At 58.6% G+C, this 13,826-nt stretch carries 14 protein-coding genes; 10 read left to right on the forward strand and 4 right to left on the reverse strand.

Annotation, left to right across the window (positions count from 1 at the left end):
* Positions 1 to 24: 24 nt before the first annotated feature.
* Positions 25 to 1,968 carry a DNA topoisomerase III gene (locus ACIF4X_RS07970; RefSeq protein ID WP_397481681.1) on the reverse strand — a complete coding sequence of 648 codons (1,944 nt, stop codon included), beginning with the start codon at positions 1,966 to 1,968 and terminating at the stop codon, positions 25 to 27.
* A 278-nt stretch (positions 1,969 to 2,246) separates the two neighbouring features.
* On the opposite strand from ACIF4X_RS07970, the gene ACIF4X_RS07975 reads away from it, so the two are divergent.
* Together ACIF4X_RS07975 and ACIF4X_RS07980 are read left to right on the forward strand one after the other, a co-directional pair.
* The gene (locus ACIF4X_RS07975; protein ID WP_397481682.1) at positions 2,247 to 3,653 is read left to right on the forward strand and encodes a serralysin family metalloprotease; all 1,407 of its coding nucleotides are present in this window, start codon (positions 2,247 to 2,249) and stop codon (positions 3,651 to 3,653) included.
* A gap of 289 nt (positions 3,654 to 3,942) precedes the next feature.
* Positions 3,943 to 4,308, forward strand: a complete 366-nt coding sequence (locus ACIF4X_RS07980; protein WP_397481683.1) for a DUF427 domain-containing protein — start codon at positions 3,943 to 3,945, stop codon at positions 4,306 to 4,308.
* 37 nt (positions 4,309 to 4,345) lie between these two features.
* Here the strand turns inward: ACIF4X_RS07980 and ACIF4X_RS07985 are convergent, their stop codons facing one another.
* From ACIF4X_RS07985 to ACIF4X_RS07995, 3 genes are all read right to left on the reverse strand, one after another.
* On the reverse strand, positions 4,346 to 4,954 hold the full coding sequence (locus ACIF4X_RS07985; protein ID WP_397481684.1) for a hypothetical protein: 609 nt from the start codon (positions 4,952 to 4,954) through the stop codon (positions 4,346 to 4,348).
* A gap of 155 nt (positions 4,955 to 5,109) precedes the next feature.
* Positions 5,110 to 6,732 carry an MFS transporter gene (locus ACIF4X_RS07990; RefSeq protein WP_064117601.1) on the reverse strand — a complete coding sequence of 541 codons (1,623 nt, stop codon included), beginning with the start codon at positions 6,730 to 6,732 and terminating at the stop codon, positions 5,110 to 5,112.
* A gap of 134 nt (positions 6,733 to 6,866) precedes the next feature.
* Positions 6,867 to 8,528, reverse strand: a complete 1,662-nt coding sequence (locus ACIF4X_RS07995) for a GMC family oxidoreductase (RefSeq protein WP_397481685.1) — start codon at positions 8,526 to 8,528, stop codon at positions 6,867 to 6,869.
* A gap of 133 nt (positions 8,529 to 8,661) precedes the next feature.
* Here ACIF4X_RS07995 and ACIF4X_RS08000 point away from each other — a divergent pair, with 133 nt between their 5' ends.
* The 8 genes from ACIF4X_RS08000 (at position 8,662) to ACIF4X_RS08035 (ending at position 13,400) form a co-directional block, all read left to right on the forward strand.
* Entirely contained in the window at positions 8,662 to 9,549 is an 888-nt protein-coding gene (locus ACIF4X_RS08000) for a LysR family transcriptional regulator (protein WP_311997076.1), read from the forward strand.
* A gap of 138 nt (positions 9,550 to 9,687) precedes the next feature.
* Complete coding sequence (locus ACIF4X_RS08005) at positions 9,688 to 10,035, forward strand: metalloregulator ArsR/SmtB family transcription factor (RefSeq protein ID WP_397481686.1); 348 nt, start codon at positions 9,688 to 9,690, stop codon at positions 10,033 to 10,035.
* A 13-nt stretch (positions 10,036 to 10,048) separates the two neighbouring features.
* Positions 10,049 to 10,519, forward strand: coding sequence for an arsenate reductase ArsC (locus ACIF4X_RS08010; RefSeq protein WP_273915079.1), 471 nt, complete (start codon positions 10,049 to 10,051; stop codon positions 10,517 to 10,519).
* Between the two features lie 12 nt (positions 10,520 to 10,531).
* Complete coding sequence (arsH, locus tag ACIF4X_RS08015) at positions 10,532 to 11,230, forward strand: arsenical resistance protein ArsH (RefSeq protein WP_397481687.1); 699 nt, start codon at positions 10,532 to 10,534, stop codon at positions 11,228 to 11,230.
* Between the two features lie 104 nt (positions 11,231 to 11,334).
* A complete protein-coding gene (locus tag ACIF4X_RS08020) occupies positions 11,335 to 12,078 on the forward strand; it encodes a hypothetical protein (protein ID WP_397481688.1) in 744 nt (247 codons plus the stop codon).
* On the forward strand, positions 12,075 to 12,287 hold the full coding sequence (locus ACIF4X_RS08025; RefSeq protein WP_397481689.1) for a DUF4287 domain-containing protein: 213 nt from the start codon (positions 12,075 to 12,077) through the stop codon (positions 12,285 to 12,287). The genes ACIF4X_RS08020 and ACIF4X_RS08025 overlap by 4 nt, the downstream gene beginning before the upstream one ends.
* Positions 12,288 to 12,300: 13 nt before the next feature.
* Positions 12,301 to 12,780, forward strand: coding sequence for a GNAT family N-acetyltransferase (locus tag ACIF4X_RS08030; protein ID WP_150794665.1), 480 nt, complete (start codon positions 12,301 to 12,303; stop codon positions 12,778 to 12,780).
* Positions 12,781 to 12,878: 98 nt separating this feature from the next.
* The gene (locus tag ACIF4X_RS08035) at positions 12,879 to 13,400 is read left to right on the forward strand and encodes a GNAT family N-acetyltransferase (protein WP_397481690.1); all 522 of its coding nucleotides are present in this window, start codon (positions 12,879 to 12,881) and stop codon (positions 13,398 to 13,400) included.
* Positions 13,401 to 13,826: the final 426 nt, after the last annotated feature.

Below are 13,826 nucleotides of genomic sequence, written 5' to 3' on the forward strand. Positions count from 1 at the left end.
CCTTGCAGAAACATTAGCGGGGTTTTATTTGCTCGCCGGTTTCGCCGTGCGTTTGGTGGTGCCTGCGGATTTGCTGCGGGTCGATTTACGTTTCTTTTTCCACGGTGCCGAGGCTTTGCCGGCAGGGGGCGGGCCGCTGATGGTCAGGCTGAGGCTGGAGCAGCGCGTCACCTGTTTGCTCATCCACGCCGCTTGTTTGGTGACGAATTCTTCCAGACTCATTTCGCCGCTTTGCACCATGTCCAGTGCCTGCTCCCAAATTGCCGTGGTGCCGGGGTCGGCAATTGCGCGAGGCACCGCATCGATCAGGCTGAACGCCGCCGGTGTGGCAGCGAGGGCCTTGCCGTTTTTCACCAGATAACCACGATCCAGCAACCCCTGAATGATCGAGGCGCGGGTGGCTTCGGTGCCGATCCCGGTGGTGTCCTTGAGCTTCTGTTTGAGCAGCGGATCCTCGACCAGTTTGGCGACGTTTTTCATCGCCTTGATCAGATCGCCCTCGGTGTAGGGTTTCGGTGGTTGTGTCCACAGATCCTTGAGCTTCACAGCGGCGATGGCGCATTCGACACCCTGGCTCAGGGCCGGCAAGGTTTGCGGTGCGGGTGCCTCGCGGCCCTTGGCCGGCGCCAGTGCCTCGGGCAGCGCACGTTTCCAGCCCGGTTCGATGATCTGCTTGCCGACTGCGCGTAGCGCTTCACCGGCGCAATCGAAATCGGCCTGAGTGCGATCGTATTCGTGGTTGGGCAGGAACTGCGCCAGATAGCGTGCGCGGATCAGCGTGTAGACCGCGCGGTGTTTGCCGGTCAGGCGTTCGAGATTCTTCGCCGCAGCGGTGGGGATGATGCCGTGGTGCGCGCTGACCTTGGCGTCATTCCAGGCTCTGGATTTGCGTTGCGGCTCCAGAAACCCGTTAAGCGCTTCAAGGCCCGGATCGGCCTGACGCAATGCCGCAAGAATCCCCGGTGCCTCGCTGTGCTGGCTCAACGGTAAGTACCCGCAATCACTGCGCGGGTAGGTGATGACTTTGTAGGTTTCGTAGAGTGCCTGGGCGATGTCGAGGGTTTCCTGCGCGCCGAGGCCGAGTTTCTTCGAGCAGACTTCCTGCAAGGTGCCGAGATCGAAGGGCAGGGGCGCCACTTCGCGCAGGCGCTCGGTTTTCAGTTTAACCACCCGGGCACTGGCCGCGCCGTTGATCGCCGCTGCCGCTTGCTGGGCCAACGCCTGATTGAGGCAGCGATCCTGATCGTCACAGACATCCGACGGCGCCCGCCACTGCGCGGTAAACGGGATGCCGTTGTGCAGCAAATCGACATCGATCGCCCAGAACGGCACCGGCACGAAATCGGCGATGCTGCGGTCGCGATCGACCACCAGCCGCAAGGTCGGCGTCTGCACTCGGCCTACCGGCAACACGCCTTGATAACCCGATTGTCGCCCCAGCAGCGTAAACAGCCGACTCATGTTCATGCCGATCAGCCAGTCCGCCCGCGAGCGGCCCAGCGCCGAGTGATACAGGCTGAAGGTTTCGGCCCCCGGTTTCAACGCGGCCAAGGCCTTGCGGATCGAGGCTTCGTCCAGCGCCGACAGCCACAATCGGCGGATCGGCCCGCGATAACGACAATGCTCGACCAGTTCCCGGGCGATCATCTCGCCCTCACGGTCGGCGTCGGTGGCGATGATCAGTTCGCTGGCTTCACCCAGCAGGCGTTTGACCGCTTTGTACTGGCTGGCCGTGCGCGGCTTGACGGTCATTTTCCACTTGTCCGGGATGATCGGCAGATCGGCCAGCACCCAGCGCTTGTAGCGCGCGTCATAGGCATCCGGCGGCGCGGTTTCGAGCAAGTGGCCGATGCACCAGGTCACCGTGACGTCCGTTCCCAGCCAGCAGCCGTCGCCCCGACGCCTGGCGCCGAGCACGGCCGCAATGTCTTTGGCCTGGGAGGGTTTTTCACAGAGGTACAGCCGCATAACCACCATCGTCGATCAAGGTCGGAACAGGTGCACAGAATGGCCGGACTTGGCGTCAGGGGCAACTTTTATCTGTATGGATATACAGATAAAAAGCATTGCAGCAGGTGACGGGCAATACAGGGACGCAGGCCGGGCTATCGAGAAATTGATTAGCGCCCGGTTGGCGCGTGTGTCAGGTTTTTCGCCGATTCAAAACACGCGAGTGACAGGACGATCTCGCCAGAAGATCGCCGTGGTCTGTCGACACTGACTACTCAGAAACAAGGAAGTCCATCATGGCTCAAGCCAAATCGAAAACCAGCAGCGCCTTCGACGAAATCGATACCTTCAGCCACCTGTATGACCGTGGCGTCGGTCTGGTCAATGGCAAACCCTCATTCACCGCCGATCAGGCTGCGGATGAAATCCTGCGCAAAGGCCTGTCGTGGGGCGACAAGAACGCTGACGGCAAGATCGACCTCAGTTACACCTTCCTGACGGAAAAACCGGCGAACTACAACGTCAAACTGGGCAACTTCAGCGAGTTCAGCGCCCAGCAAAAAGCTCAGGCCGTGCTGGCCATGCAATCCTGGGCCGACGTCGCCAACGTCACGTTCACTGAAGGCAAGGGCGGCGATGGCCACATGACCTTCGGCAACTACGATGTCAGCACCGGAGGCGCGGCATTCGCTTACCTGCCGAGCGGCGGCGGTTATGACGGCCAGTCGTGGTATCTGATCAACGATCAATATCAGGTCAACAAAACCCCGGACACCAACAATTACGGGCGTCAGACACTGACCCACGAAATCGGCCATACCCTCGGCCTGTCGCACCCGGGCGCCTACAATGCTGGTAATGGCAATCCGACTTATAACGACGCCAAGTACGCCGAAGATACCCGTGGCTACAGCCTGATGAGCTACTGGAGCGAAGCCAACACCGATCAGAACTTCAGCAAGGACGGCAGCGGCGCGTACGCTTCGGCGCCATTGCTGGATGACATTGTCGCGGTGCAAAAACTCTATGGCGCCAACTACGCGACCCGCGCCGATGACACCACGTACGGTTTCAACTCCAACGCCGAGCGCGATTTCTATAGCGCCACTTCGGCGTCTTCCAAAGTCGTTTTCTCGGTGTGGGATGGTGGCGGTAATGACACGCTGGACTTCTCCGGCTTCAGCCAGAACCAGAAGATCAATCTCAATGAAGGTTCGTTCTCCGACGTCGGTGGCCTTGTCGGTAACGTGTCCGTTGCTCACGGTGTGACTGTGGAAAATGCCATCGGTGGTTCAGGCAATGACCTGCTGATTGGCAACGCCGCTGCCAATGATCTGTTCGGCGGTGCCGGCAACGATATCCTCTACGGTGGTGGCGGTGGCGACACTTTGTGGGGCGGTGCAGGTGCTGACATTTTCGTGTTCGGTGCTGCTAGCGATTCGACCATGACCGCGCCGGACTGGATCATGGATTTCACCAGCGGTCTGGACAAGATCGATCTGTCGGGGATCGCCGGTTTCGCCACAGGCGCGGCGTCGCTGAACTTTGTCAGCGGCTTCACCGGCCATGCGGGCGATGCGATCCTGACCTACTTTGCGCAGACCAATCAGACCAGCCTGATGGTTGACCTGACGGGGCAGGGGGCGGTGGACTTTGCTGTGGGTGTGGTGGGGCAAGCGGTGGAGACTGATATCGTTGCGTGATGCCTGAAGAACGGCCCTCACCCTAACCCTCTCCCAGTCGGAGAGGGGACTGACCGAGTTGTTTGGCGAAATCCATCGACCTGAAAAACCGAGTCGATTATGGATTCAAAGCCAATCGTTCAAGTCGGTGAATCTCGCCAATATCCCCCAATCGGCTCCCTCTGCCCCGGGGAGAGGGCTGGGGTGAGGGGCTTTTGAAGTTGATGGGCCGTTCGGCTGTAAACCCACCCCAACCAGAACCGATGGGCTATACCTGAACCGGTCTCTTCGCCGTATTCAGGAGAACCCCATGAAATCCTCCGGACCCAGTCCCGTCATCGCCCTCGAACAACTTGCCGGCTGCCTGCTGGTGAAATTCCACGGCATCCAGGTCGCCGCGTCCTCCCACGTATTGATCCTCAACGAAGCCAACTACCCGCCGGTCTATTACGTCCCTCGCGAAGACATCGACGAAAAGTATTTCGCCCGCACCGATCACACCAGTTATTGCCCGTACAAGGGCGATGCCAATTACTTCAGCCTGCAAGTGCCGGGGCATGAAGGGGCGAACGCGGTGTGGACTTACGAAAATCCGAAAGTGTCAGTAGCGACGATCCGCGACTACGTAGCGTTTTATCCGGATCAGGTGAAGTTTGAGGTGATCAAGGCGGAGTGAGTGGTAAAGGCCCTCAGTGGAGGGCCGCACCTTCAGTTCATACCGTCATCAACAACAGAGCGACCATCGGGTAGTAGCGATTGTCGTGGCTACGGGTTTTTTGGGCCTGAGTGGGTGTTACCCACGCCAAGGCCTGAAAGTCCAACTTGAGCAGCTCTTGCTGAAAGGCTCTGATCTGTTCGTCACTGGCCTCTGTGCCTAGCGAATAAGGTGCAACGAACACCGCGCCCAAACGTGGTTCGTGGTAATCGACTCGCTTTGCATCGCCTTTCGCTTGATCACGTCTGGCAGCGATATGGTTTTTGGTCTTTTCCTGTCCGTTGATATCAACGTAAGCCACTTTTGCCTCTATGCAAAACCCATCCTGTTCATTGGCAATGTACAAATCATTGCGGCCGATCGAGGCTGCCTGCTCACTTGCCTCTGTCGCGATCTTGCTGATCTGGTATTCCTCAATGGCTGTCCAGTCGGCTTTCCAGGCAGCTCCCGCGAGAATGCTGACGTTCGCCTGCTCGTTGTACCAGTAAGGCAGATCATCGCCATCCCAGACGTCAATGTAGCGTTGAGTGCAGGCTATCCAGCTTTTTAAAACCGGTTCGAGCGGCTGCAGGGTCGGGCAGGTAATGCACACATATTGATCGTTCATCGAGAGGATGATCCTTGTCATTTGACGACGTTTGTGGACTTGAAGGCTTGATGTCTCTATTGGGTGGCCACTGATACGCCATTATCTCAACAGAGGCAAACTCCAGGCGGCAAAAAGCCGCTTCAGGGCCAGCCTGAAGCGGCTTTGTTAACGCATCAGTTCTTGTCGAGATCGATATTCTTCGTCTCACGCAAACAGATCATCCCCACCACCAGGCTCACCCCGGTAATCAGCACCGGATACCAAAGCCCATAAAAGATGTCCCCGGTGTACACCACCAGCGCAAACGACACCGTCGGCAGGAACCCGCCAAACCAGCCGTTACCAATGTGATACGGCAGCGACATCGAGGTGTAGCGAATGCGCGTCGGGAACAGTTCGACCATCAGCGCTGCCAGCGGGCCGTAGCACATGGCCGAGATGATGATCAGCGCCACGATCAGGGCGACGATCATCGGTTTGTTGATTTGCTGCAGATCCGCTTGTTGCGGGTAGCCGGCGAGGGTGATTGCGCCGCGCAACGCCGCTTCGTCATAGCCATCGAGTTTCACGTCGCCAACGCTGATCTGCACGCCACTGCCGGCTGGCGCGGCGGCGCTGGAGTAGGGCAGGCCTTGCTTGACCAGGAAGGTTTTGACCTTGTCGCACGGGCTGTCGAATTTGGCCTTGCCCACCGGGTCGAACTGGAAGGTGCAGGTGGCCGGATCCGCCAGCACGGTGATCGGCGCCTGACGGCTGGCCTGATCGATCGCCGGGTTCGCATAGTGCGCCAGCGATTTGAAGATCGGGAAGTACAGCGCCGTGGCCAGCAACAGGCCCAGCATCAGCACCGGTTTACGCCCGACCTTGTCCGACAGCCAGCCGAAAATGATGAAGAACGGCGCGCCGATCACCACGCTGATGATCAGCAAGGTGTTGGCCACCGCCGGGTCCATTTTCAGGAATTGGGTGAGGAAGAACAGCACGTAGAACTGCGCCGCATAGAAGGTCACCGCTTGCCCGGCGTTGATGCTGAACAGGGCGATCAACACGACTTTGAGGTTTTCCCATTTGCCGAAGGATTCGCGGATCGGCGCTTTCGAAGTTTTGCCTTCTTCTTTCATTTTCAGGTACGCCGGCGACTCGTGCAGGCTCAGGCGAATCCAGGTGGAAATGCCCAGCAGTACGATCGACAGCAGGAACGGAATGCGCCAGCCCCACACTTCAAACTGGTCGCCGGTGAAGTAACGGCAGCCGAGCACCACCAGCAGCGAAAGCAACAGGCCGAGAGTGGCGGTGGACTGAATCCAGCTGGTGTGGAAACCGCGCTTGCCGATTGGCGCGTGTTCGGCAACGTAAGTTGCTGCGCCACCGTATTCACCGCCGAGCGCTAGACCCTGGAGCATGCGCAGTAGCACCAGAATGATCGGCGCGGCGATGCCGATGCTGGCGTAGGTCGGCAGCAGGCCGACGCAGAAGGTCGCCACGCCCATCAGAATGATCGTCGCGAGAAAGGTGTATTTGCGCCCGATCATGTCCCCCAACCGACCGAACACCAGCGCCCCGAACGGCCGCACGATAAAGCCTGCGGCGAAGGCCATCAGCGCAAAGATGAACGCCGTGGTGTCGTTGACCCCGGCGAAAAACTGCTTGCTGATCACCGCCGCGAGGGCGCCGTAGAGGAAGAAGTCATACCACTCGAACACTGTTCCCAGTGAGGAAGCGAAGATGACTTTGCGTGTATCCGGGCTGGTCTCCGCGCTGCGCACGGCGTCCAGCGGCTGAACGTGTTCTGACATATCGGTATCCCTCACAGTGATTGTTTTTGTTGTTCCACTGGTGTTGCGTGTCCGGGTGATGCGCGATGCCTTGGATGTGCTGTTGATTCCTGTGTGAGCGAGCCTGTTCGCGAAGGCGTCGTGTCAGTCAACGTTTATGTTGAATGTGCTACCGCATTCGCGAGCAGGCTCGCTCCCACATTTGGACTGTGTACAGGTCCCGCCAGGATCAGCTGTGCAGCCTTCTCGGCAATCATCAGCGTAGGCGAACAGGTGTTGCCCGAGGTGATGCGCGGCATGATCGACGCATCAGCGATGCGTAAACCTGGCACGCCGTGAACGCGCAGTTGCGCATCGACCACCGCATCACCGTCATTGCCCATGCGGCAGGTGCCGACTGGATGGAAAATCGTCGTGCCGATTTTCGCTGCTGCTTCCTGTAACTCTTCTTCACTTTGCAGGTTGGCGCCGGGCAGATACTCGACCGGTTTGAACGCTTGCAGGGCAGGGGCGCTGACGATGCGCCGGGTCAGGCGAATCGCATCAGCCGCGACGCGTAAATCTTCTGGATGACTGAGGTAGTTGGGCTGAATCAGCGGCGCTTCCTGCGGATCCGCCGAACGAATGTCGATGCGTCCACGGCTCTGTGGACGCAGATCACACACCGACGCAGTAAACGCCGGAAAGCTGTGCAACGGTTCGCCAAAGCGCTCTAGCGACAACGGCTGCACGTGGTACTCAAGATTCGCCGAGGTCTGCTCCGGCCCCGAGCGCGCAAACGCGCCCAACTGACTCGGCGCCATCGACAACGGCCCGCTGCGGTCATACAGATAACGCAGGCCCATGCCCATCTTGCCCCACACGCTGCCAGCGATCTGGTTGAGCGTGCGGGCGTTTTCCAGTTGGTAGATCAGGCGCAATTGCAGGTGATCCTGCAGGTTGCCGCCGACCCCCGGCAGCTCATGAATCACGCCGATGCCCAAGCGTTCGAGCAGCGGCCGCGGGCCAATCCCGGAGCGTTGCAGAATGCTCGGCGATCCAACGGCACCGGCGCACAGGACAATCTCTTTGCGCGCCTTGAACTGTTTGATCTGGCCTTCGTGGCGCGCACTGACTTTTGTTGCGCGACCGTCTTCGAGCAGCACACGATCCACCTCAATCCCGGTCAGCACTGTCAGATTCGCCCGCTCGCGCACCGGTTTCAAAAATGCCTTCGCCGCGTTCCAGCGCACGCCGGATTTCTGATTGACCTGGAAGTAACCGCAACCTTCGTTGTCGCCCTGATTGAAGTCATCAATGCTGGCGATGCCGCTCTGTTCGGCAGCACTGCGAAAGGCATCCAGAATCGGCCACGACAGCCGCTGCTGTTCAACCCGCCATTCACCTTTGGCGCCGTGAAATTCAGCATCCCCGGCAAAGTGGTTTTCGCTTTGCTTGAACAGCGGCAGCACGTCGTTCCAGGCCCAACCCGGGTTGCCCTCGGCCGCCCAGCCGTCGTAGTCGTTGGCCTGGCCGCGCATGTAGATCATGCCGTTGATGGACGAACAACCGCCCAACACTTTGCCGCGCGGATAACTCAGCGCGCGGCCGTTGAGGCCCGGTTGTTCTTCGGTCTTGAAGCACCAGTCGGTGCGCGGGTTACCGATGCAGAACAGGTAGCCGACAGGAATGTGAATCCACGCATAGTTGTCGCGCCCGCCGGCTTCAAGCAACAGCACACGCTGCTGCGCATCAGCGGACAGCCGATTGGCCAGCAAACACCCGGCAGGGCCGGCGCCGACCACGATGTAGTCGTATTCATCGAGGGAAGTCTGCATTCCCTGACCTCGCTTTTTGTTTTTATTGTCGGACACTCTAGTTGTTAGCTTTCGTCAAAAGAATGTTAGTTTTTGCGCAGCCGCTGTGCGTTTTCAAACAGCCTGCATAGACCATAGCCGACAAGGACACGCCATGTTCGACTGGAACGACCTGCGGTTTTTTCTCGAATTGCAACGCAGCGGCCGGCTGCTCACCGCCGCTCGCCGTCTCAACACCACCCACGCCACCGTCGCCCGCCACATCGAAGCCATCGAGAAAAGCCTCGGCACTGCGCTGTTTGTCCAGCACGCGCAAGGTTACGAAATGACCCCGGCGGGGGAGGCGTTGCTTAAACATGCCGAAGCGATGGAAAACGTTGCGTTGCTGGCGCAGGAAGAAATCACCCAATCCACTGCGCCACTGGGCAAGATTCGTGTCGGCGTCACCGAAGGGCTGGGCATCAAGTTTCTCGCCAGCCGCATGATCGGCTTGTTCGAGCGTTATCCGGGGCTGGAGGTGGAACTGGTCGCGGTGCCGCGCTTTGTCAGCATCCTCAACCGCGAGGCGGAAATCAGCATTCATCTGGAGCGCCCGGCGGCGGACATGCTGGTGACGCGCAAACTCACCGACTATCGCTTGGCGCTCTACGCCAGCCAACGCTATCTCGATAAAGCCCCGCCATTGCACAGCCGCGAAGACCTTGGGCGGCATGCGTGGATTGGTTATGTCGATGATTTGCTGTTCAGTCAGGAACTGATGTTTCTCAACAGTTTCTGCCGCAGCCCTCGGGTTGTGTTCCATAGCACCAGCGTCATTGCTCAGCAGGAAGCGGCGCGGTCGGGATTGGGCATTGCCGTGTTGCCTTGCTACATGGCCGAGTCGGATCCCGATCTGGTGCCGTTGCTCCCGGATGAAAGCATCGAGCGCAGTTACTGGATCAGCACGCGGCGCGAGTTGCACAAATCGGTGCGGCTGCGGGTGGTTTGGGACTATGTGGTGGGGTTGTGTGAGGCGGAGCAGGGGTTGCTGCTTAACCTTTGAGATCAAAAGATCGCAGCCTTCGGCAGCTCCTACACCGATTTCTGTAGGAGCTGCCGAAGGCTGCGATCTTTTGATCTTGCTTGACCGTATATATGGATATACGTATATTCGAATCTCCATATGTGCCGAGCCCGTCCGATGATCACCCCCACCGAAGTCTTCAAGAGCCTCGCCGACGAAACCCGCGTCCGCGCCATGCTGCTCATCGCCGATCAGGGTGAACTCTGCGTCTGCGAGCTGATGTGTGCGCTCGGCGACAGCCAACCGAAAATCAGCCGCCACCTCGCGCAACTGCGCAGCAATGGCTTGCTGCTCGATCGCCGTCAGGGCCAGTGGGTCTATTACCGGCTCAATCCGGAGCTGCCGGCGTGGGTCCGCGAAATCCTGCAAGTGACGTCCAAGGCCAACGCTGATTGGCTCAAAGACAATGCCGCCCGCCTGCAGAACATGGACGGGCGTCCGGTTCGTGAAAGCGCCTGTTGCTGAGAAAGAAAAAACCATGCGAATTCTGTTCATGTGCACGGCCAACAGCTGCCGCAGCATCCTCTCTGAAGCCATGTTCAATCATCTGGCGCGCCCCGGATTCGAGGCCGTGAGTTCCGGAAGTTTCCCCAAGGGCCAAGTGTTGCCACGCAGCCTGTCGACGTTGCAACAGGCCGGCATTGCCATCGATGGCTTGTACAGCAAAGGCAATGACGCGTTCGAAGACAATCCGCCAGACATTGTCATCACCGTCTGTGACAAGGCCGCCGGTGAGAGCTGCCCGGTGTACTTCGGCCCCGCACTCAAAGCCCATTGGGGCCTGGCAGATCCCTCGGATGTGATCGGCGACGATGCCGCCGTGGACGCGGCGTTTGCTGCCACGCTAGCGATCATCGAGCGGCGCTGCGCGACCTTCCTCGGCCTGCCATTTAAAGCACTCAACCGCGCTGAACTCCAGCGTGAGCTGGATCGTATCGGCTCGCTCTGAGCTGGAGGACATATGTCAGAACAACTGCCCCATCTTGATCATTCGCTGTTCGAAGGCTTACAGACGTTTTCTTTGGATCAACACAAACCGCGCATCCTGCTGCTCTACGGCTCGACCCGTGAACGCTCGTTCAGTCGTTTGCTGGTAGAGGAGGCCGCACGTCTGCTCGAACACTTCGGCGCCGAAACGCGGATCTTCAACCCGTCCGGGCTGCCGCTGCCCGACGACGTTCCGGTCGACCATCTCAAAGTGCAGGAACTGCGCGAGCTGGTGCTGTGGTCGGAAGGCCAGGTCTGGTGCTCGCCGGAACGCCATGGCGCGATGTCCGCCGTGTTCAAGGCGCAGATCGACTGGGTCCCGCTGGAACTAGGCGCGGTACGCCCGACCCAGGGTAAAACCCTGGCCGTGATGCAGGTCTGCGGCGGTTCGCAGTCGTTCAACGTGGTCAACCAGTTGCGCGTGTTGGGGCGCTGGATGCGCATGTTCACCATCCCCAACCAATCCTCGGTGCCGAAGGCCTATATGGAGTTCGACGACGCGGGGCGGATGAAGCCGTCACCCTTTTATGATCGTGTGGTGGATGTGATGGAAGAACTGGTGAAGTTCACCGTGCTGCTGCGTGATCAACAGGCGCATCTGGTCGATCGTTACTCCGAGCGCAAGGAAAGTGCCGAGCAATTGATGGCGCGGGTGAATCAGCGTTCGATCTAAGTAGCACTTTCGCAGCATGATTTGGCCGGCTGCAAATGCTGGCCGATTCACATAGGATATCTGCGCATCACCGTGTCACGGGCAAATTCAAGGAAGTGTTGGTCATGAAATTCAAGGAATGGGTAGATTTGACGGCGCTGTACAAACGCAGCCGCAGACAGCCAAACAAATTGCTGTTCACATGGAAAAATGCGCGCCGGTTATGGCCGATGTGGACGGCCGCCGCGACCACGTTGCCCCTCATTGCTTTGTCCGCTCTGGGCATCCTGTATCCGATATTTGTTCCGATTTCTTATGTCTGTCTTGCCTTGTGGGCGGGCGGATTGTTCTTCACTCGACTGAACGCCCTTCGCAGGGTTTATCCAGTGCAGTTCTCTGAGCATGCCATTGGCCAGCAACCGTGGGGCGAGCAAGAGAACATTCTTTGCTATGCGTTCTTTTTGCAAATTGTGCAGGATGAGGGCTATACGGCTGCCAAGCTTCGGGAACTCTCGGCATATTCAGACTTGACCGTCGCGCCAGCCAAACCTGCACTTTCGCAAAATCTGGTCTTCGTTTCGCTCTTCGCTCTGATGATCGGTCTGTCCACTGAACTGATCAAAGCGACGTCATTTTTTATAGGAGGGAAGGGCGCTGTCATCCTCATTCTGGTCGCCGCGGTTTCGTTTATTTACTGGATTGTCTGGGATGGCATTCAAAGCACGCCCTACCAAAGACTGCGGATAAAACGCTATGTTGATCTGGCCGCCTATGATCTGGAAGAAGCGGTTCAGGATGTTCGAGAATTGAATCCGGTGGAATCTTCGCCGGTTTTATCGATGAGCAAGCAAACGGAGCCAACAGCATGAGCGAAAACAACAAAGTAAAAGGCCCAGCCTCCTACTTCCCCTCTATCGAAAAGAAGTACGGCCAGCCCATCGATTACTGGCTCAACTTGCTCGCCAGCATTTCCGACAAGAAGCACATGGAACTGGTGGCGTGGCTCAAGGAGAAACACGGCATGGGCCACGGTCATGCCAACGCCTTGGTTGCGCATCATCTGGCGGGTAAAAAGTGAGGGCAGGGCAGCGATGAATTTTTCCCACCGGCCCGTGACGGCCGACGACGTCAACACCCTGTGCAGCTTTCCCCAAGGCGAACAAGAGCTGTTCTTCATGTTCCCGAAAGCCAACTTCCCGCTGACGGAAGAACAGATGCACAGCGCAATCAGCCAACGCTTCGACTCCACGGCTTTTCTGGCCAACGGCGAGTTCGTTGGCTTCGCCAATTTCTACCGCGCTGAGCACGATGGCATCTGCTGCATCGGCAACGTCATCGTCGCGCCCTACGCCCGAGGCCAAGGTGTTGCGCGATACATCGTCGAGACCATGACCGCGTTGGGTTTCGAAAAATACCAGGCCAAGGAAGTGCAACTGTCTTGCTTCAATGAAAACACCGCAGGCCTGCTGCTCTACCCAAAACTTGGCTTCGTGCCGTACTCCATCGAAGAACGCCCGGCGCCGAATGGTGGACGATCCGCCCTCATCAACATGACACGTCACCGACCCTAACCATCCCCAATCCCTGTGGGAGCCGGGCTTGCCCGCGATGACGCCAGCCCAACCGCCACACAACCCACTGACCCACCCAAAATCCCAAGGCTTCGATCATGTCAGACCCCACCCCACGCCTGATCTACAGACGCCCAAAACAAGCAGACCTACCCACCGTATTCGCAATTTTCAGCGACCCACAAACCAACCAATTCAACCCCGCCGGCCCCATGACCGACATCGCCCAAGCCGAGGCCCTGCTCGATCGCTGGCTGCAACACTGGACAACCCACGGCTACGGATGGTGGGCAATCAGCAGCCCTCAAGCCCCCGAAAAAATCCTCGGATTCGCCGGCATCGCTGCCCATGACTATCTGGGCAAACCAGTCATCAACCTCGGCTACCGCTTCGCCGTCGAAGCATGGGGCCACGGCTACGCAACAGAAGCCGCCCAAACCGCGCTGACCCACGCATTCGAACACCTCGGCTTAGCCGAAGTCTTCGGACTGGTCAGACCCGACCACATCGCCTCAATCCGCGTCCTGGAAAAGATCGGCATGCAGCGCTTCGGCGATCTAGACGACGTCCCAGGCAAAGCCCCCAGCCTCGTATTCCGCATCCAAACGCATGACGCCTAACCCGCATTCCCCAGTGGGCGCGAGCCTGCTCGCGAAGACGCCAGCCCGGCCACCGCAAATCCCAACCCAACCACAACCCCCTGTAGGAGTGAGCCTGCTCGCGATAACGCCAGCCCGATCACCACCAATCCCAAGCCAGAAACATTCTCCTGTGGGAGCGAGCTTGCTCGCGAAAGCGTCAGCCCAAACAACACATCAATCACCGAATTGCCGACTACCTTTTGCTGCCACTAACCTTGACCTTCCCCAGTCTCTAAACAGAAAAAAACACCACTGTTTAAACGAAGCCTCAAGTAACCACCGAAACCCTACAACGCCTTGCGCCGTTACCTACGACTAAGCCAGAATCCGCCGGCTTGTGCGTCTAGGTCGCGGGTTCTATCGTCTGTCGGTCGCTGAAAAACAGCGATCGGGTTTGGTAGCCCG

The organism is Pseudomonas sp. NPDC085632 (genome assembly GCF_044541255.1).
GTDB lineage: Bacteria > Pseudomonadota > Gammaproteobacteria > Pseudomonadales > Pseudomonadaceae > Aquipseudomonas.

Bases quoted from the DNA above. Each gene is read 5' to 3' on its own strand.
- ACIF4X_RS07970 (WP_397481681.1), bottom strand. From the start codon at position 1,968: ATGCGGCTGTACCTCTGTGAAAAACCCTCCCAGGCCAAAGACATTGCG.
- ACIF4X_RS07975 (WP_397481682.1), top strand. From the start codon at position 2,247: ATGGCTCAAGCCAAATCGAAAACCAGCAGCGCCTTCGACGAAATCGAT.
- ACIF4X_RS07980 (WP_397481683.1), top strand. From the start codon at position 3,943: ATGAAATCCTCCGGACCCAGTCCCGTCATCGCCCTCGAACAACTTGCC.
- ACIF4X_RS07985 (WP_397481684.1), bottom strand. From the start codon at position 4,954: ATGAACGATCAATATGTGTGCATTACCTGCCCGACCCTGCAGCCGCTC.
- ACIF4X_RS07990 (WP_064117601.1), bottom strand. From the start codon at position 6,732: ATGTCAGAACACGTTCAGCCGCTGGACGCCGTGCGCAGCGCGGAGACC.
- ACIF4X_RS07995 (WP_397481685.1), bottom strand. From the start codon at position 8,528: ATGCAGACTTCCCTCGATGAATACGACTACATCGTGGTCGGCGCCGGC.
- ACIF4X_RS08000 (WP_311997076.1), top strand. From the start codon at position 8,662: ATGTTCGACTGGAACGACCTGCGGTTTTTTCTCGAATTGCAACGCAGC.
- ACIF4X_RS08005 (WP_397481686.1), top strand. From the start codon at position 9,688: ATGATCACCCCCACCGAAGTCTTCAAGAGCCTCGCCGACGAAACCCGC.
- ACIF4X_RS08010 (WP_273915079.1), top strand. From the start codon at position 10,049: ATGCGAATTCTGTTCATGTGCACGGCCAACAGCTGCCGCAGCATCCTC.
- arsH (WP_397481687.1), top strand. From the start codon at position 10,532: ATGTCAGAACAACTGCCCCATCTTGATCATTCGCTGTTCGAAGGCTTA.
- ACIF4X_RS08020 (WP_397481688.1), top strand. From the start codon at position 11,335: ATGAAATTCAAGGAATGGGTAGATTTGACGGCGCTGTACAAACGCAGC.
- ACIF4X_RS08025 (WP_397481689.1), top strand. From the start codon at position 12,075: ATGAGCGAAAACAACAAAGTAAAAGGCCCAGCCTCCTACTTCCCCTCT.
- ACIF4X_RS08030 (WP_150794665.1), top strand. From the start codon at position 12,301: ATGAATTTTTCCCACCGGCCCGTGACGGCCGACGACGTCAACACCCTG.
- ACIF4X_RS08035 (WP_397481690.1), top strand. From the start codon at position 12,879: ATGTCAGACCCCACCCCACGCCTGATCTACAGACGCCCAAAACAAGCA.